The 18,544-nt window shown below is 42.8% G+C and carries 19 protein-coding genes; 12 read left to right on the plus strand and 7 right to left on the minus strand.

What is annotated here, in order from left to right; all coding sequences use genetic code 11:
• Positions 1–4: 4 nt before the first annotated feature.
• The 3 genes from L1266_RS12720 to L1266_RS12730 are packed head-to-tail and all read left to right on the plus strand — an operon-like array spanning position 5 to position 3,082.
• Positions 5–883, plus strand: a complete 879-nt coding sequence (locus L1266_RS12720) for an acyltransferase (RefSeq protein ID WP_235377649.1) — start codon at positions 5–7, stop codon at positions 881–883.
• Between the two features lie 28 nt (positions 884–911).
• On the plus strand, positions 912–1,835 hold the full coding sequence (locus L1266_RS12725) for an acetyltransferase (protein ID WP_138618418.1): 924 nt from the start codon (positions 912–914) through the stop codon (positions 1,833–1,835).
• Positions 1,832–3,082: a mechanosensitive ion channel family protein gene (locus tag L1266_RS12730; protein ID WP_054554419.1), complete on the plus strand. Its 1,251-nt coding sequence runs from the start codon at positions 1,832–1,834 to the stop codon at positions 3,080–3,082. Before L1266_RS12725 ends, L1266_RS12730 begins: the two co-directional genes overlap by 4 nt.
• Here L1266_RS12730 and chrA read toward each other — a convergent pair.
• Positions 3,079–4,215 (minus strand): chromate efflux transporter, encoded by a 1,137-nt coding sequence (chrA, locus tag L1266_RS12735; protein ID WP_235377650.1) that lies wholly within the window; start codon positions 4,213–4,215, stop codon positions 3,079–3,081. The two genes, L1266_RS12730 and chrA, sit on opposite strands and share 4 nt — an antisense overlap.
• Before the next feature lie 119 nt (positions 4,216–4,334).
• On the opposite strand from chrA, the gene L1266_RS12740 reads away from it, so the two are divergent.
• Together L1266_RS12740 and L1266_RS12745 are read left to right on the plus strand one after the other, a co-directional pair.
• Positions 4,335–5,114: a substrate-binding periplasmic protein gene (locus L1266_RS12740; protein ID WP_235377651.1), complete on the plus strand. Its 780-nt coding sequence runs from the start codon at positions 4,335–4,337 to the stop codon at positions 5,112–5,114.
• Positions 5,115–5,194: 80 nt separating this feature from the next.
• On the plus strand, positions 5,195–5,827 hold the full coding sequence (locus L1266_RS12745; protein WP_054562840.1) for an OmpA family protein: 633 nt from the start codon (positions 5,195–5,197) through the stop codon (positions 5,825–5,827).
• Between the two features lie 61 nt (positions 5,828–5,888).
• Here the strand turns inward: L1266_RS12745 and L1266_RS12750 are convergent, their stop codons facing one another.
• Positions 5,889–7,661 (minus strand): ABC transporter transmembrane domain-containing protein, encoded by a 1,773-nt coding sequence (locus tag L1266_RS12750; protein WP_235373248.1) that lies wholly within the window; start codon positions 7,659–7,661, stop codon positions 5,889–5,891.
• Between the two features lie 77 nt (positions 7,662–7,738).
• Here L1266_RS12750 and L1266_RS12755 point away from each other — a divergent pair, with 77 nt between their 5' ends.
• Genes L1266_RS12755 through L1266_RS12770 form a run of 4 tightly spaced genes read left to right on the plus strand, consistent with a single transcriptional unit; the run spans position 7,739 to position 9,494 of the window.
• Positions 7,739–8,143, plus strand: a complete 405-nt coding sequence (locus tag L1266_RS12755; protein ID WP_235373247.1) for a DUF3224 domain-containing protein — start codon at positions 7,739–7,741, stop codon at positions 8,141–8,143.
• A gap of 1 nt (position 8,144) precedes the next feature.
• Positions 8,145–8,324 carry a DUF4177 domain-containing protein gene (locus L1266_RS12760; RefSeq protein WP_054554414.1) on the plus strand — a complete coding sequence of 60 codons (180 nt, stop codon included), beginning with the start codon at positions 8,145–8,147 and terminating at the stop codon, positions 8,322–8,324.
• The gene (locus L1266_RS12765) at positions 8,324–8,941 is read left to right on the plus strand and encodes a LysE family translocator (RefSeq protein WP_199528402.1); all 618 of its coding nucleotides are present in this window, start codon (positions 8,324–8,326) and stop codon (positions 8,939–8,941) included. Before L1266_RS12760 ends, L1266_RS12765 begins: the two co-directional genes overlap by 1 nt.
• Before the next feature lie 10 nt (positions 8,942–8,951).
• A complete protein-coding gene (locus tag L1266_RS12770) occupies positions 8,952–9,494 on the plus strand; it encodes a PH domain-containing protein (protein WP_235377652.1) in 543 nt (180 codons plus the stop codon).
• On the opposite strand, the gene L1266_RS12775 is transcribed toward L1266_RS12770, so the two are convergent.
• Entirely contained in the window at positions 9,491–11,281 is a 1,791-nt protein-coding gene (locus L1266_RS12775) for an alkaline phosphatase D family protein (RefSeq protein ID WP_235377653.1), read from the minus strand. The genes L1266_RS12770 and L1266_RS12775 overlap by 4 nt on opposite strands.
• A gap of 62 nt (positions 11,282–11,343) precedes the next feature.
• Entirely contained in the window at positions 11,344–11,688 is a 345-nt protein-coding gene (locus tag L1266_RS12780; protein WP_235377654.1) for a rhodanese-like domain-containing protein, read from the minus strand.
• Between the two features lie 129 nt (positions 11,689–11,817).
• Between L1266_RS12780 and L1266_RS12785 the strand changes: the two genes are divergently transcribed.
• The 3 genes from L1266_RS12785 to L1266_RS12795 are packed head-to-tail and all read left to right on the plus strand — an operon-like array spanning position 11,818 to position 16,465.
• Positions 11,818–12,123 (plus strand): ArsR/SmtB family transcription factor, encoded by a 306-nt coding sequence (locus L1266_RS12785; protein WP_054554407.1) that lies wholly within the window; start codon positions 11,818–11,820, stop codon positions 12,121–12,123.
• 3 nt (positions 12,124–12,126) lie between these two features.
• Positions 12,127–15,414, plus strand: coding sequence for an efflux RND transporter permease subunit (locus tag L1266_RS12790; protein WP_235377655.1), 3,288 nt, complete (start codon positions 12,127–12,129; stop codon positions 15,412–15,414).
• On the plus strand, positions 15,404–16,465 hold the full coding sequence (locus tag L1266_RS12795) for an efflux RND transporter periplasmic adaptor subunit (RefSeq protein ID WP_235377656.1): 1,062 nt from the start codon (positions 15,404–15,406) through the stop codon (positions 16,463–16,465). The genes L1266_RS12790 and L1266_RS12795 overlap by 11 nt, the downstream gene beginning before the upstream one ends.
• Here L1266_RS12795 and L1266_RS12800 read toward each other — a convergent pair.
• The 3 genes from L1266_RS12800 to L1266_RS12810 are packed head-to-tail and all read right to left on the minus strand — an operon-like array spanning position 16,458 to position 18,390.
• Positions 16,458–17,135, minus strand: coding sequence for a nitroreductase family protein (locus L1266_RS12800; RefSeq protein WP_055198623.1), 678 nt, complete (start codon positions 17,133–17,135; stop codon positions 16,458–16,460). The two genes, L1266_RS12795 and L1266_RS12800, sit on opposite strands and share 8 nt — an antisense overlap.
• A gap of 29 nt (positions 17,136–17,164) precedes the next feature.
• Entirely contained in the window at positions 17,165–17,539 is a 375-nt protein-coding gene (locus tag L1266_RS12805; RefSeq protein ID WP_209327877.1) for a DUF5329 domain-containing protein, read from the minus strand.
• Entirely contained in the window at positions 17,536–18,390 is an 855-nt protein-coding gene (locus L1266_RS12810; protein WP_235377657.1) for an endonuclease/exonuclease/phosphatase family protein, read from the minus strand. The genes L1266_RS12805 and L1266_RS12810 overlap by 4 nt, the downstream gene beginning before the upstream one ends.
• Positions 18,391–18,544 lie beyond the last annotated feature (154 nt).

The raw sequence follows: 18,544 nt of genomic DNA on the forward strand, positions 1-18,544 counted from the left end.
AGTAATGTCGATGATCCGTTGTGTGTTCAGTTTTTTATTTTACACCCTCAATACCCTTTTTTGGTTTGTGCCTATTTTTATTTGTGGCCTCATAAAGCTTATTCCAATCAAGCCATTGCAAAAATTAATGAGTTGGATTGCTAAGCAATGCGCCACTATGTGGGTGAGTTGCAACAGCATCAACCAAAACATATTTGCTTCATATAATCTGAACGTGACAGGTCTTGAGCAGTTAAAAGCGAAAGACTGGTACTTGGTGATCGCGAATCATCAAAGCTGGGTCGATATCGTTGTTATGCAACGTCTGTTTAATCGCCGTATTCCGTTTTTAAACTTTTTCTTGAAAAAAGAGCTGATATACGTTCCTTTCTTGGGTCTTGCATGGTGGGCGTTGGATTTCCCATTCATGACTCGTACGAGTAAAGCCCAGTTAAAGAAAAACCCTAAATTGCGTGGCAAAGACTTAGAAACCACGCGCAAAGCCTGTGAAAAGTTTAAAGAAATGCCAGTGAGTATTGTTAACTTTGTTGAAGGTACGCGTTTTACTGAGCAAAAGCATTCTCGCCAAAATAGTCCTTTTGAGCACCTATTAAAGCCAAAAGCGGGCGGTGTTGCGTTTGTTATGCAAGCAATGGGTGAGCAAATTTCCAAAGTGGTCAATGTTACTATTCATTACCCTGGTGGTATTCCTAGCTTTGTAGACTTTGCCAGTGGTCGTGTAAAAGAAGTCGAAGTGCGAGTAGAAGTGATGGAAGTAAGCCCTAATTTAATCGGTGATTACACCGGTGATGCAGAGTTTAGAGTTAACTTTCAAGCTGAGCTAAATCGAATTTGGGAAGAAAAAAATCAACAGTTAGCCGAATTAGAAGCTAAAACGCAGTAGTATTGCTAACGCAGTCGAGAGCACACATATGTTAAAGAAATTTTTACCAAATTGGTTAACAGGCGTTCTAGTTAGTATTGTCTTGTTTGCTAATGTGATTATTTGGGGCACGCTGGTGCTGCTGCTTGGTGTGCTTAAGTTACTACTGCCATTTAAGGTGGTTAGCGATATTCTTCATTTAGCTTATCGCGGTTGGTGTAAAGGTAACCGCTTTGCCTTGTGGTTAGGTTGCCCAGTAATTGAAATTGATATTAAAGGTAAAGTTACTACAGATGGTTGGTACTTACTTATCTCTAATCATATGAGCTGGCTAGACATTGTTGTTCTGAGTGCAATCGATGTTTTACCCGCGCCAAAGTTTTTCTTAAAAGATGAGCTGAAGTATGTGCCATTCATTGGCACTGGCGCATGGGCTATGGGTATGCCTTTTATGAAGCGGGTGAGCAAAGCGCAACTGGCAAAAAATCCTAAGCTGAAAGGGCTTGATGTTGAGCGCACCAAACGTAGCTGTCGTGATTTTCGTAATCACCCAACAACAATCATTAACTTTGTTGAAGGCACGCGCTTTACAAGTCAAAAGCACAGTAAGCAAAATAGTCCGTTTACTTACCTTTTAAAGCCCAAAGCAGGCGGTATAGCATTTGCTCTTGAGGTGTTAGGTGAGCAATTTGATGCATTATTAAATACCTCGATTATTTATCAGGGGGAGGGCGACCATATTTGCCGTAACCTTATGCGTGGCCGTTTAAACGTGATTAAAGTTGAAGTGCAAGTGCAAGCAATTAGCGCAGAGATGATTGGTGATTATCAGCATGACCGTGCATTTAGAACGGCTTTCCAACAACATATTAATGAGTTGTGGTTACAAAAAGATGCTCAGCTACTAACTTATCACCAAGCTCAGCAAGCTGAGTACCTTGCTACCATCAATAAGGAGATTGAAGCGCCATGAAGCAAACTCACCTACAAGAGTTGGTGATGCCTTGGTTTGAATCAATGCCAGACGCGGCGCTAATAAGTGCATTAACCGCTACAGCTATCGGTGTTGGCTCATTACTAATAATTTACATGTTTACCCGTCGCTTATTATTGCCGGGTATTCAAAAGGTTGTTACACGCCTGTCTCCTGAGCGTATTGGTGCGCTCACACCTATGCTCAATAAGTTAAACCGTCGTTTTGCAGGGATATTGTGCTGTGTACTTTATTTAGCGACCTTCGATTATGTTTATCCAGTTCATGATGTCGCTGCATTAGTACTTAAAACGGTGGGTCAAATTGCACTGATCATTTACGGTGGCTTCATTTTAAGTAGTGTGGTGAGCATTGCTGGTGGTATTTATAACCAGCTTGATTTTGCGCGCGATATTCCGATTCAGGGCTTGATCCAAGTTGTAAAACTTATCACCTTTATGGTTTGCGCCATTCTCATTGTGAGCATTTTGCTAGAGAAGTCGCCAACTTATATTTTGTCTGGCTTTGGTGCGATAGCGGCGGTGACCTTACTCGTATTTAAAGATACCATTTTGGGTTTTGTCGCCAGTATTCAAATTGCGGCAAATCGACTAGTAACTTACGGTGATTGGATCCAAGTGGATAGCTATGGCGCAGACGGTGAAGTTATCGACCTTGGTTTAAATACAGTAAAAGTGCGTAACTGGGATAACACGATTACAACCATTCCAACTTACATGTTAGTTGCAGGGTCATTTAAAAACTGGCGTGGTATGCAAGAGTCAGGTGGTCGTCGTATCAAGCGTTCTTTAAACATTGATATGAATAGTATTCGTTTGGTGGATGATGCTTTTCGAGAGCAAATTGATGATGCAATTCCTTTGCATGACTACATACGAGTAGCAAATTTACCTAACCCAGTAACAAATCTTGGCTTATTTAGACGTTATGCTGAAGGTTACTTAAAGCAACATGAAAAAATTAATCGTGATTTAACTTTAATGGTGCGAGAGCTGCAACCAATAAATCATGGTTTACCTATTGAGTTTTATTGCTTTAGTGAGGATAAGCGCTGGATTTCATACGAGCACTTGCAAGCAGAGATCATGGATCATCTACTTGCTGTACTGCCTATTTTTGGGCTTAGACCTTATCAAAGTGTTACGGGTCAGTTGAGCACAAGCGAAGCCCAAACTGGCTTAAAGCCTAGTATCAAGGTAGCTAATCCTCCACGTGAGAAAGCTTAAAGCTGACCAATCAATAAGCTAATCGTAATAAAGCCTAACAAAAGCCACCAAATAGGTGGCTTTGCCATTCTTAGCCATGTAAATGCTGCAATGACTAAAGCTACTTGCCATAGATTTTGCACTGCCGATTGCCAAATCGGTGAATAAAGAGCAGCGGCTAAAAACCCCACTACAGCGGCATTTAGAGCTGCGATACTGCCTGCAAAGCGTGGCTTATCTGCTAACTGTAACCAGCTTTTCATAAAGGCTAACATCAACAAAAAACCCGGTAAGAAAATCAGGATGGTCGCGACAATAGCACCTACAAGTGGAATGCTTGGTGTAACTTGTGCTCCCAAATAAGTAGCGATAGTAAACATCGGTCCAGGTATGGCTTGGGCACTGGCATAAGCCGATAAAAACTGCTCAGTTTCAAGGCTCGGTACACCAGCTTGTAAAATAGGTAACACAACGTGACCGCCACCAAAGACCATAGCGCCAGTTTGATAAAATGGGGCAAACAAAGAAAGCCATTCACCGAAAGGTAAAAAACTAATTAATAACAAGATGGCAAATAAGCCAAGTGGTAACCAAGCAATTTTCACTGATTTTTGCTCTTGGCTTTCAGGTAATTTAAGTTGTGGATAGCACCAACCTATAGCCGCTGCTGCAATAAGTACTAAAATTTGGCTCGATAATTGTGAGAAAATAATCAATACAACAGTACTTAGCACTGCTATAAGTTTATGTAAGTGGTTTTTGCAAAAGCTCATTGCCATGCTATAGGTTGCATCGGCAACAATCACTACTGCAAAGAGTTTTAGCCCAGCAATTACTGCAAAGTATATATCACCAAATTGATGAGCGCTTAGAGCCAGAAAAAACATGATTAAAAATGAGGGTAGGGTAAACCCAATAAAAGCGCACAGGCCACCCAATACCCCTCCTTTTTCAACCCCCATCGCAAAGCTAACTTGACTCGAACCTGGGCCCGGTAATGCTTGGCTAAGACTAATCAGTTGGGCATAGCGTTCAGCAGAAAGCCATTTTAAATTATCAACAAAGTGGCGTTTGAAGTAACCAAGGTGTGCTACAGGGCCACCAAAGCTCATACAGCCTAATAAAAAGAATTGCTTAAATATGATGAATAACATTGATTTGCCATCAGTAATTTTTTTCAATTATGACAAAATTGTATGACATTTTTGTGGTTTTTATGACACAAGGCCGTCTACAATATACAGAACCAGTGAACGTAGTCATGAGTATCACTATGAAACACTACATTGCAAGTTTGTTGTTATTTTTTTTCAGTGGCTTAGTATCTGCGAACTCTTATGAGAAAGTGTTGGTGGCTGTTGATCATGCGCCCCCTTATGGCATGATTTCTGATGATGGTAAAGTGAGTGGCGCAATTGTTGATATTATGCGTGAAATGCAACCTAGCTTACCAATTAAGTTTGAGTATGTTGCTTGCCCATTTTCTCGTTGTTTAAAGATGCTTGAGCAAAATGAGCTGGATGTGATGGGCGGCCTTATTCGCACAGAAGCGCGCGAACAAAAAATGCAGTTTCTTACCCCGCCGTATATGATGCTGTCGTCTTCTTTCGTGTTTTATGCAAAAGCTGATAGCGAGCTTAAAATAAACAATTATCAAGACCTAGTAGGTAAGCGCATTGCGGTAATGCGAGGTGCTGCGCATTTTCCCCGCTTCGACGCTGATAAAACTCTCACTAAAATCGAGGCTTTAAGCGAACATAATGCTTTTGAGATGTTATTAAAAAATCGTGTTGATTTAGTGATTGCTGTTGAAGAGACTGCAGATCATGCCTCCGTTTTTTTGCAGCGACCTTCACAAGAAATTGTAAAAATGCCTTATCGCTATAAAGATGTTATTTATGGTCACATTGCCCTAAGTAAACAGTTTGCAAGCTCGAGTTTAGCCGAAAAAATTCAAGAGCGCCTCAATACCTTAGTCCTCAATGGCCGTTTAACAGAATTGGTCAAAAGTTATAACTTACCTCCGGTTACTGCTGTAGCAATCGATAAGTAACCCATTCTTCATAGTTTGTTCATAGACGTTCATTCATAATTGTTAACAATTCAATTTGAATAATTGCCATGGAGAGACACATGACTTTTACAAAATCAGTTTTAACAGTGGGCGTATTAGCCGTTTTATTGACAGGTTGTGAGACAACGAATACAGGTAAAGGCGCTGCGATTGGTGCTGCTACAGGTGCCGTTCTAGGTAAAGCAACTGGCGACCACGATGATAAACGTATCTTCATTGGTGCGGCTATTGGTGCATTAGCAGGTGCAGCCGTTGGCGATTATATGGATAAGCAAGAAGAAGCATTTCGCGATGAGCTAGCAGGCTCAGGTGTTGAAGTGGTTCGTGAAGGCGACAATATTCGTCTAGTGATGCCATCAAATATTACTTTTGCAACTGACCAATCTTATATTTCGTCGGGCTTTCATAGCACCTTAGATGCGATTGCTAAGGTGATGAATAAATACGAAAAAACCTACTTAAGCGTAGAAGGTCATACCGACAGCACAGGTAAAGATAGCTACAATATGACGTTATCTCAACAACGTGCGCAAAGCGTAAAAGATTACTTAGTGAATCATCAGATTATGTCTGCGCGTATCAGCACACGAGGCTATGGTGAAACACGCCCTGTGGCAAGCAATGACTCAGCAAATGGCCGAGCTTTAAACCGCCGCGTAGAAATTCAGATCGTACCGAATACACAAGGTTAGATTTTATATCTAGGTTTGTGGTCAGGTTTGATATGCCCTTTCAAACCTGACATTTCCCTTCTTAATCTCGATTAAACTGTAATTCGCACAATTGTTTATACAATGGGTTAGTCTCAAACAATTGCTGATGCGTACCCGTTGCAATAATTTCTCCTTTATCCATCACGACAATCACATCGGCGTGTTTAACCGTTGCCAAACGATGGGCAATGATCAGTGTTGTTCTGTCTTTCATTAGATGCTCAAGGGCAGCTTGTACATGAAACTCACTTTGTGCGTCGAGTGCACTGGTTGCTTCATCAAGCAATAAAATTGCAGGGTCTTTTAATATTGCGCGGGCCAGAACTATACGTTGTTTTTGCCCACCTGAAAGCCTAACACCTTGCTCCCCTAAAAAGCTGTGGTAACCATCTGGTAGTTGACTAATAAACTCATCGGCATGGGCATATTTGGCCGCCGCATATACTTGCTCGTCGCTGGCGCTTGGGTTGCCATAACGTATGTTATGCATTACGTCTGAGCTAAATAAAATTGGGTTTTGTGCCACCATCCCCATTTGCTGGCGTAAGCAATCAAGAGAGAGTGCTTTTATGTTTATTCCTGCCAGCGAAATACTCCCTGAACTTGGGTCGTAAAAGCGCTGCAGTAACTCAAACAACGTTGTTTTACCAGCCCCCGATGGGCCAACGATAGCAAGAGTTTGACCTTGTTTTACTTGTAAATTCAGCGTATTTAAAGCGGCTTTATCTGGCCTTGAAGGGTAATGAAAAGATACCTCATTAAACTCGATAGCAGGGTGATTAAGTTTGTTTGCTTCAAGTTGTGCATCATGATTTGTATCCGGACTTTTGATCATGCTTTCAACGGCAAGTAGCTCTAATAGCCGTGCTGCTGCACCTGCGGCTCTTTGCAGCTCACCATACACTTCGGCAACGGTTGCTACAGACATCGCCACCATAATCGCATAGAACACGAAAGCACCTAGCTCACCACCTGTCATAGTGCCAGCTAATACGTCACTGCCACCAACCCAAAGCATCACGCTAATAGCACTAAAGGTCAGAAATATCACCGCTGCAATCAAAAACGAGCGCTGTTTGATTCGGCTCTTCGCTACTTGAAACGCCTTGTTGGTCTCTTCGCTAAATGCTGCTTTTTCACGTTCTTCATGGCTATAACTTTGCACTACTTTAATATTTTGAATGATCTCACCAGCATAGGTGCTGATATCGGCAATGGCATCTTGGCTTGAGCTTGCTAGTTTTCTTACTTTTCGGCCAAAAATCATCATCGGCACTAATACTACTGGTACGCAGGCAACAACGACAAGGGTCAGCTTTAAGTTGGTAATTAGTAACATAGCCAAGCCACCAATCAGCATTAAACTACTACGTAGTGCCATTGAAAAAGAGGAGCCAATGATAGATTGCAATAAGGTGGTGTCGGTGGTCAGGCGCGACATCAGCTCGCCACTACGGTTTTCTTCAAAGTAGCTCGGGTGTAATGTAACGATGCGATCAAACACGGCTTTACGGATATCGTTACTGACTCGCTCACCAATCCACGACATTAAATAAAAGCGACAAAAAGTACCTACAGCTAATAAGCTTATTAAACCAATCAACACCATTACTGCTTGTTGAAGCTGAGCTTGTGAGCCTGCAATAAAGCCATGGTCGATAACAAATTTAACGCCTTGTCCGAGTGATAAGTTAACAGCGGCCGTAAGCAGCAAGGCGCCAAGGGCCGTAAACACCATCCATTTATAGGGTTTTATAAAAGCTAAAATCGGTAACAGGCTGCTAAATGCGGCCTTTTCTTTATTGGTAGACATGCTAGATTCTTGTTGATGAATAGGGTATAGATATGGTTATCAATGCTCTAAAAATCAACAGTTATTAAGGGATTAGTATGGAATCTACAACGATCAGTGGTCAATTCACCGTAAAGTTAAACCCAATTGGCGGCTATGCCACAGGGCAAGATGGCGTAAATTTGGGACGCATGTCGATTGATAAACAGTTTTCAGGTCCATTAGAAGCAACAAGCCAAGGCGAAATGCTCAGTGCCATGACTGCAACTCAGGGCAGTGCAGGTTATGTAGCGATAGAGCAAGTTGTTGGTAGCTTAGAAGGTAAGCAAGGCAGTTTTGTGCTACAACATTTTGGCACCATGGATAAAGGGGCTGACCGATTGATTTTAGAAGTGGTACCAGACTCAGGCGTAGGTGAACTTGAAGGTATTTCTGGTAAAATGGCAATTCGAATTGAATCGGGTATTCATCATTATGACTTTGAATACCAACTGACGGACTAACATGCAAAAAGTTGTAGAGTTTAAAAAGAAACGCTTTTTTGGCGGCATCGATATTGATGCATTAAATCAACGAGTGTTCGAATTAGGACAAGCAGGTTGGCAAGTGAAAACCATCACTACAGCAACAGGGGTTTATGGTCAGATAACATCCGTTTTATTACTAATTGAGAATAACGAATAATGACACTAACTGAGTGGTTGAGTTTAGTTTTAATTTGCGTGATGGGGGCAATGTCGCCGGGGCCGAGTTTAGCTGTGGTTTTAAAACACAGCTTACATGGCGGTATGAAGAACGGCATGTTAGCGGCGTTGAGCCACGGTATTGGGGTTGGCTTTTATGCATGTGCCTCGTTACTAGGTTTAGGTGCGCTGATGACTCAGTTACCAACGCTTTATCAAGTGCTGGTCTATGGTGGTGCAGCCTATCTCGCATATTTGGGTATTCGTATTTTGTTAGCTAAACCTAGCTCGCAAACATTGAATGTTGAGCAGACTAAGCCGAGTCCTCGTAGCGCATTGCAAGATGGCTTTGCTATTGCCTTTTTAAACCCAAAACTTGCGGTGTTCTTTTTAGCACTGTTTTCGCAATTTATTGATCCTGAAAAGCTGACTTTGCAAGTTGGTTTAATCATGTGTTTAACGGTATTTGTGCTTGATACGGGCTGGTATCTAGTTGTTGCACTGTTAACCGACATATCAAAAAAGCGTTTTGGTTTCACCAAGACAAATCCATGGCTCGAAAAATTGTTAGGGGTTATCTTTATTGCCTTAGCTGTTCGCGTTGTAGTCAGTTTATAGGGAGCCTATGATGACAGAAACCAGTTTATTGAGTGCCAGCTTTGATCCAAAAGTAAAACAGTATTGGTTATTACTGGGTATTTTTACCTGTGTGATTAGTATGGTAGGGATCCCTTTCATTCCCATTGTTGCGTTAATAATCTGGCTGGTGGCAGGGCGTATTTTAGCGGCGATGTCAGCCACGTTGTTAACACGTAAGTTAGTGGTAAAACGCGGTGTCTTCTTTAAAGAAGAAAAATCGATCCCACTTGAAAAAATAACCGATGTAGCACTAAGCCAAGGTCCTTTAATGCGTCAATTTGGTCTTTATCGACTGAGTTTTGAAACGGCAGGTCAATCAGGGCAAGGTGCATTAGTATCATTGCTCGGAGTGGTTGATGCAGAGACGTTTCGCGAGGCAATCTTAAAACAAAAAGATGAGATGACTCAAAGCAGCAGTACTAAAGCTGAGCATCAACCTGAAGATAGTCAGTTAGAGCTGCTGCGTTCACTTACTTATAGCGGAAAAAACATTGAGCAAATGTTAGTTACGCTATTAGATGAAAAGCGTTAAACCATTTGTAAAGTAGGGTTACCAGCTTGTACGCTGAGCGCTTTTTGACGCTCGCTAAGCAGTGTGTAATCGGCTGTTTTAACGCTACTTACATAATGCCACTGGGCAAGCGCTTGCTGTTGAGTAAAGGTGACGGTTAAGTAGCCGCGTTCAACTAAGTTATTGTAAGCTAAGTCGTTAACCAATAATGCAATGACTTGCTCAATTTGTGCGACAGCTTCGCTCGATTGCGTATTTAACGCTAAGTAGTTCTCAAGACCTGGTGATGAAACCGAAGATGTTGCAAATTCAACACCAGCTGCGGCTTTAGCAGAAACAGGATTGCTTGCATCAGTGACTAAGTGTCCTGCCCAACTGTTATGCGTATCACCAGCTAAAACGACTAAATTCTTTTGTGCTGCAATTGCAGTTCCTAGTATTTGCTCGCGCTCATAAGCATAGCCATCCCATGCATCAAGATTATAAGGTGCTGTTGTTTCTACGCGTGCTCGCTGTTCACTAGTAACCGTTGGATCGCCAGCTAATATACGTCCTTTAATTTGCGCAAGCTCACTAAATAATGTGTTTGCTTGAGCAAGTAATGCCGAGGGATCAGCACCGTTTGCTTGAGTCACTTGAATATTCATTAGTAACTGTAAAATCTCGAGTGGCAAATGCATTTTGGTCATCAGCACCTGTTGCCCAAGTACTTGCCATTGTGTTGTTGCTGTCGTTAAACCATCAGTCAGCCATGTAAGTTGCTCGTTACCTAATAGAGCACGAGTAGGTGAGCTAATTGCTGCAACAAAGTCAGTTTGTCCTTGGCTGCTGGTTAAGTCGAAATCCGCATAATTAACTTGCTCGTCGCGCGCCAAAACACGGGTATCGAGCATGTGTAATGAAACTAAATTACCAAACTCAAAGCGTCGATAAATACGTTCTTTATCGGCAACATTACGGATAGGCATCCATTCAAAGTATGCTTGTAGCGCATGCATTTTGCGCTCGCTAAATTCACCTTCGCCGTCGTTGTGATTTTCAGCGCCACTATGCCATGTATCATTAGTTATTTCATGGTCGTCCCAAACAGTAATAAATGCACAATGACTATGGGCAGCTTGCAGGTTTTCGTCTTTACGATAATGGGCGTAACGTTTGCGATAATCCGCTAAAGAAATGATTTCATCGCTATTGTCATCAGGTAATAAACGGCCAAGTTCGGCGGCATCTTCAGTGGCATAACCTGTATTACCGTATTCATAGATGTAGTCACCTAAGTGCAGTACTGCATCTAAATCGGTTTGTTTTGCGATTTCACCATACACATGGAAGTAGCCTGCAGGATAGTTAGCGCAAGAGACAACGGCAAATTTTACTTGTTCTATGTTGTCGGTTGGAAGCGTTTTACCTACTCCAGTGGGTGAGGTTTTACCATTACTTATGAAGCGGTAGTAATAGGTGGTATTGGCATCGAGGCCTTGCAGATCAACTTTTAAGGTGAAGTCGGTTGCATCGCTTACTTGTGTTTCGCCATCATGGCTAATGGTTGTGAAGTTAGCGTCTGTTGAGGCTTGCCAAACTACGTTAATACTCGTGACGTTTTCAAGAGGTGTTATGCGAGTCCAAATAATGAGGCTGTCAGCGAGCGGGTCGCCACTGGCAACACCGTGATCAAAGCTGACAGGGATTTGCTTTATAGTTTCGTCATCATCGTCATTAAGACTACAGCCCGTTAAACCAAAAGATAAAACGGCGGCTCCAAAACCAGCCGCCGATGCTTTTAAAAAGCGTCTGCGCGTAAAAGTCATTGCTCTGTACCTATAAGTAGAAAAGCACGAGCTTATCCGACCAGTGTTACTGTTCTATGAAGTTAAAACACCTGACAAATTTGTTCAGCATTACAGGTGATTACAGTGACATTTTCGAAGCCAACACGAGTCAGTGCTTCGGCACTTAGTGTGGCGCGGGCACTACTTGCACAGTGTAAGTAAATAGGCCTTGCAGGATCTTTTTCAATTTCCATTAATTTCATTTCAAGTACACCACGCGGGATATTAATTGCACCTGTTGCTGCTTTAGTTGCGTGCTCAGCAGGTTCTCGTACGTCTATTAATAAACCGTGGTTTTCGCTTAATTCTTGTTTTGCTTGGTCAGCGCTAATACGGCGCTGGTTTGGGGCAACAATTTTCATTAAGTCAGGAATTGGGGTCAGCATACTAATCCTCCATGCCAAGTTTTCGTAAAAGGGTGATGTATTTAATATATTAGATAACACTATATTAGTAAATTCTAATATATCAATCTATACTTTAGCGGTATTTTAAGAATATAGAGTAGTGTGATTATGAACATCGATTTTGCGGCTATGGCCGACAATGTGGAACAAGCAGAGCAAATGCTAAAGATATTGGCGAATAAAAATCGTTTGATGATCTTATGTTCGTTGCAAGATGGTGAAATGAGCGTGAGCGAATTAAACGAAGCTGTGCCGTTAGCGCAGTCTGCATTATCGCAACACTTAGCGGCGCTGAGAAAAGCTCAGATAGTTGCTACTCGACGCGAAAGCCAAACTATCTATTATCGCGTGGTTGATGAAAATGTAGTATCGATCCTAGCAACTCTATATGGCTTATTTTGTAAAGGTAATTAACCTGTGAGTGCTATCGATAATGCTGTTAAAAGCAGCTTGAGCGGCCGCCTTCCTGTTGTTATTTTTATTATGTCGGTGTTGCTTGGCTTAATGGCATTAAAGCAAACCCCGCGTGAAGAGGAACCGCAAATTGTGGTTCCTATGCTTGATATATATGTAGCAGCGCCAAACGTCGAAGCGCCAGAAGTAGCCAGGCTGGTAACTGAATCATTGGAGAAGTTATTAGCGCAGTTAACGGGCGTTGAGCATATTTACTCGACTACACAAAGTAATGCTGCTGTTGTTACTCTTCGCTTCGAAGTCGGTCACGATCGCGAGCAAGCCATTCTCGATACTTACGCTAAACTCTATAGCTATCAACACACGATGGCGTCAGTGATCAGCTCATGGCAAATACGTCCGGTTGAAGTGAACGACGTGCCAATAGTAATGCTGGGCTTATTTAGTAAAGATCCAAAACTTTACGATGACTATCAACTAACCCGTTTTGCCAACGAAATCGCTAACAGCTTACAGCGCATCGAAAACACCAGCGAAGTGAAAGTGATTGCTGGTAGAACTCGTCAATTAACGATTAACCTTGATGCAAGCGCTTTAGCTGCACATCAAACAACCCTAACCGATGTGTATTATGCGCTTAGCGTATCTAACCAATTAGTGAATGTGGGCAGTGTTGTTGAGGGTAAGCAGCAAATTGCCTTACAAGTGGGTGATGTTTTACGTTCTCAATCTGCGATTGAACGGCTTGTTGTCAACGTGGTAAACGGTAAGAGTGTTTACCTAAGTGATGTGGCCCAGGTGAGTGATGGTCCAAGCGAAGCACAAAGTTATCAATGGTTGGCTAAATCAGATAATCAGCAACAACTTCCTTTAGTCACAATTAGTGTCGCTAAACAAGCTGGCACCAATGCGGTCGCTGTGGCCAACGAAGTGCACAGCATGATGGACACTTTATCGGCTAATCTATTGCCAGATGAAGTGGGCTACACCGTACTGCGTGACTATGGCCAAACCGCGAACGAAAAAGTAAATAACCTTACCTCAAGCTTAGTGTTTGCGGTATTTACCGTGGTTATTTTTGTTGGCGTATTTTTAGGTTGGCGACCAGCGATTGTTGTTGGGCTAGCGGTACCAATTTGCTACGGCATCACCCTGACACTTGATTTTGCCTTTGGCTATACAATTAACCGAGTCACGCTGTTTGCACTCATCCTTTCTTTAGGTTTATTGGTAGATGATCCCATTACTGGGATAGACAACATAAGTCGCTTTTTAACCCACAAAGGCGATAAAAAACAGCGCATAGTTGATGCCATGAGCGAAATTCGTGTGGCGCTGTTTATGTCTACATTGACCATTATGGTGGCGTTTATCCCACTTGCATTTATCACCGGCATGATGGGGCCGTACATGGCACCGATGGCATTTAATGTGCCGGTTAGTGTGATGGTTTCAACCATAGTGGCATTTTTTGTTACGCCTTGGTTGGCAATGAAACTACTTAAAGCGCCAGTCGATGACAGCGTACAACTCGATGCCAATCAGCATGGCTTATATGAGCGCATATTATCACCATTACTTGAGTCTAAAGGCCGCGCCAAACTCGTTTTATGGACCACATTAGCCTTGTTTGTCGCCAGTGCCATGTTACCCGTAATGCGTGCAGTGCCTTTAAAGCTATTACCGTTTGATAATAAAAACGAGTTACAAGTTTTAATTGATATGCCAGAAGGTACAAGCCTGGAGCAAACCGCCGCTTTCACTCGACAAGTACAAACCATCACTTGGCAACTAAATGAAGTAAGCGAGGCGGCAGCCTACGTTGGTCAGCCATCAAGCATGGACTTTAATGGTATGGTGCGTGGGTATTATCGACGTGAAGCAGCGAACCTTGCTGAGCTCAGAGTATTATTGCTCGATAAGACTGAGCGTGATCATCAATCTCATGGCGTGGTCATGCGCTTGCGAGCAGCATTAGCGCCACTGGCAACCGATGGCATTGTAATTAAAGTGGTTGAAGTGCCACCGGGTCCGCCTGTTTTAAGTACCTTAGTGGCTGAAGTTTACAGTGAGCCATTTGTTGATACAGACACGCACTATCAAGCAGCCCTTGCTGTTGCTGCAAGGTTAAAACAAGAGCCGCATGTGGTTGAAGTTGATACCAGTATTGCTGCCAATGCACCCTTACAGCGTTTTGTTACCGATAAAAGTAAAGCGTCATTGTCGGCGGTGTCTACGCAAGATATTGCCCAGACCTTAGCCATTGCCTCACATGGGAAAAATGTTGGGGTGTTATATGTTAGCGGCGAAACAGACCCTGTCGATATTAAACTGCAACTGCCTTATCAAGATCGTAACCAATTTGCTCAATTGCTGGCATTACAAGTTCGTGGTGATAGGGAGCTTGCAAAAACCAGTGATGAATTTGGGCTGCAAAGTGCACCACGTCCGCTGGTGGCGCTTTCTGAGTTAGGTGAATTTCAGCATCAAGATGTTGCCAAGCCAATTATGCGTAAAGATCAGCGTAATGTTGTGTATGTAATGGCTGAGCTAAATGGCCGTACACCCGCTGAAGTTATTGCTGACGTCAATGCCGACTTAGGCATCAGCGCTGACGAATTTAGCCAAACTGATTGGCAAAGTAGGCACTTTTTCAACAATGGTGGTAGCCAAGCTTGGCAATTACCTGCAGGCACTGACGTGACCTTTAGTGGTGAAGGTGAATGGCGAATTACCATCGATGTATTCAGAGATATGGGGATTGCCTTTGCGTTTGCGCTAACAGCAATTTTCATCATCTTACGCATTCAAACACACTCTGCGAGTTTGTCACTGATCATCATGTCGGCTATTCCATTAACCGTAATAGGGATCATGCCGGGCTTTTGGCTATTAAATCAATTTGGAGAGCGCAGCATTGCTGGTGCTCCAGAGCCGGTGTTATTCACTGCAACAGCCATGATTGGCATGATTGCACTTGCTGGTATTGTGGTTCGTAACTCACTTATTTTAGTTGAGTTTATTAATCAAGCTCGCGGCCAAGGTATGGCAATTAAACAGGCTTTGATTGCCGCAGGTACGGTGCGTATGCGCCCAGTGTTACTGACCGCGGGAACCACCTTATTAGGTAACTTGGTGATCACCCTAGACCCGGTATTTAGCGGTCTAGCGATCGCAATTATTTTTGGTATTGTGGCATCAACATTGTTCTCATTATTTGTTGTGCCGCTGGTTTATTATTTAGTGTTTGCAAAGGATGCAGCCAAAGAGGAACAAGCTCATGCAGGGTAAATCGAAACTTATTGGTTCAATCATCGCGTTATCTGTGATCATTGTGGCGGTACTTTACATGGCGGGCAGTTTCTCCGATAAGCAAGCTGCAGGCATGAAAAACCCATCGGCAAATGATTACACTGGTCAGTTAGTGACAGTGACACTGGCAGATATTGCGCGTGATGAAGTTGTACCGGGCACTGTGATTGCAAAGCAAAATACGCAAATTTCATCACGGGTTATGGCACAAGTTGAGCGTTTAAATGTACGCGCTGGCGATACTGTAAAACAGGGTGATGTGTTAATTACCTTGCAGCAAGATGACTTTAAAGCTGGGCTTGCTCAAAGCGAAGCACAAATAAATGCAATTAATGCCTCGCTGACTCAAGCAGAGAAACAACTAAAGCGTATTAACGATTTATACAAGCAAGGCTTGGTATCTGTTAGCGAATACGACGATGCAAAAGCAAGGTTCGATAACTTAACAGCGAACCTAGCGATTGCTAAGCAGCAGCAAACACAAGCGCAAGTTGCACTGAGTTTTACGCAAATTAAAGCGCCGATTTCAGGTGTTGTGGTTGAACGTTTTGCAGAGCCTGGCGATACCGCAACTCCTGGCACGCCATTACTCGCACTGTATAACCCACAACAATTGCAATTAGCATTTAATGTCAGAGAACAACAAGCAATTAAGTTGAATGTTGGGCAAACTCTAACGGTTAAATTACCTGCTTTATCTACGTCAATGCCTGCCACAGTGACAGAAATTGTGCCCGTTGCTGATAGTGCTGCGCGTAGTATGGAAATCCGTTTAGAAACAGATACCCAAACTGGGTTAATGCCTGGTCTTTATGCACAATTACAATTACCACTCGCCACTGAAAAAGGGGTGTTGATTGAGTCAAGCTGGGTGCACCAATATGGCCAATTGAGTATGGTCTATTTACTTGAAAATAATCAGATAGTGCGTCGCTTCGTTCGCCTTGGCGAAATGCTCGATGGTAAGCAGCACATCGTTTCAGGTTTAAACCCGGGTGATGTGCTGGCTGTTGATTTTAAAGCTAAATAAAGGTCGCTATTTCGTCTAGCGACTTTTTCACTAAGGCATGCTCAGGGATGGTTGCATCTGTTCCTGGGTAGCCTGCAATTAGCAGCATGTAAGGGCGCTCATTATCTTTATCGCGGCCACAAATTTCGGTTAAAAAGCTCATTGGCTTTGGTGTATGCGTGAGGGTTGCAAGGCCAGCTCTGTGTAGTGCTTGAATTAAAAAGCCGGTTGCTAGGCCAACAGATTCATGAACATAGTAATTGGTATTTTTGTCATCGGCAGAAATACCGCCTTTCTTTTGACTAAACACGGCAATTAGCCAAGGTGCATGCTCAAGGTAGGGCTTACTGGCATCGGTGCCAAGTGGTTTTAAGGCATCTAACCATTCTTCACCCGCACGACCTTCATAAAATGAGCGCTCTAGTTTTTCAGCGGCTTCTCGAATTTGTTTTTTTACATCGCTGCTGTGTATTGCTACAAAGTGCCAAGGTTGATGATTGGCCCCACTTGGTGCAGTGCCAGCCGCTCTAATACAGGTTTCGATTATTTCTTTTGGCACTGGGCGGTCGCTAAAACTGCGAATACTGTGGCGACGCTGACTCACGGCTAAAAACTCTTCGGCGCGTTTTAGCATCTCGTCATGAGGGTACTCAATAAAGTCATTGAGTGGCTGATTTTTGTGTTCTTGCATGGCTTTTCGCTTCTTGTGTGTTGATGATTTTAATTTTGAATATGTTGGTTTCGGCGGTACTCGTTTAATTCATTGCTCAACCAATCTTTTGCATTGAGTAACGACCCATTGCTGAGTCTTACTTTATAGGGCTTACCGCTCCATGAACTTTTACTTGCTAGGTTTTCGATAAACTTTTCGGCAGTTTTTGCATAGCGGGTTGCTTTTCGATACTTCATAGCAAGGTGTTCGGCAGCATCTTGGCTTGAGTGCTCTGTACCATTGCGAATAAATACGGCATCGCTTTTAGCTACAAAATCAATGAGGTGATTTATCTCTTGTTCTGGGGTGGCTGCATCACTGAATTGGCTAATGCTCAATAATATTAACGCGATAAACCAATATCTTCTTATACATAATCTCATAGCGTTTGATGCTCTATCGTCAGGGTTGCAATAATTGGGTTATGATCTGAGCTTGCAAGCTCAGGTACTATGGTTGTCTCTATTTTGACACCGCGCACCCACACTTGGTCAAGTGCTAATCCAAATGCTTTGGTACGTTTATCATCTAAATAAATCGCTTCGTGCAAACCTAGTTGGGTTAATGTTTGTTGTAATAAGGCTTGGCGTTCATCACTCCAGGTATTGAGATCACCGGCAAATACAATAGGGCCTTTATGCGTTCGCATAATAGCGGCGGCATCGTCGAGCTGTTGCTTAAAGTCACTAACGCCAATTGTAAAGTTAATGGCATGCAGGTTAATACTGAGTAATAACTGTTGTTCAGGCAGCGCATACTCCACAATATTGGTAGCTTTTGGACTACGTAGCCAAGGCTCTTTATGGGTGAGTGTACAATGCACCGCGGCGGGCCAGCGGCTGAGTGTCATAACTCCAGATTGCACGCCGCCACTCTTATACCCTTTAGCAAAGCGCCAATAGGGTTTGAGCTTTGTAAGCGAAGGTTCTTCGATAGCTTCTTGTAGTAACACAATATCAGCACCGGCATTTAGGTTTTGCAAATCTGTGAGTAAGCCATCTATTTGTGCTTTGTAGATATTCCAACTCAATAACTTGAACTGATAGGGCAAAATATAATTCTCAGCGTAAGTTTGCATACGACTTTGTGCTAACTGCTGTTGGCAATTAGCAAGGTTCACAGCGGTTTTGGTTATACCTTGTTGCTCATCAGAGCTAGGATCGCTTGAAAAGCTATACCAAGACAGCACACTCAAACACACAAGTAATAAAAATATACGCAGATATGCCGTCATAATGACCTTTAGTTAGGTTCCTTGAGAGTTAGTCGTTGTTAGCCTCAGTTTAGTTCAAAGGCTAAATGTTAGAAACTGTAGTATTTTCTACAATTTCTATACGCTTTCTTACCCAAAATGAGTACTCATATTCTTATACTTACTGAGCTTAACA

Source organism: Pseudoalteromonas sp. Cn5-37, assembly GCF_021532495.1.
Lineage (GTDB): Bacteria > Pseudomonadota > Gammaproteobacteria > Enterobacterales > Alteromonadaceae > Pseudoalteromonas > Pseudoalteromonas simplex.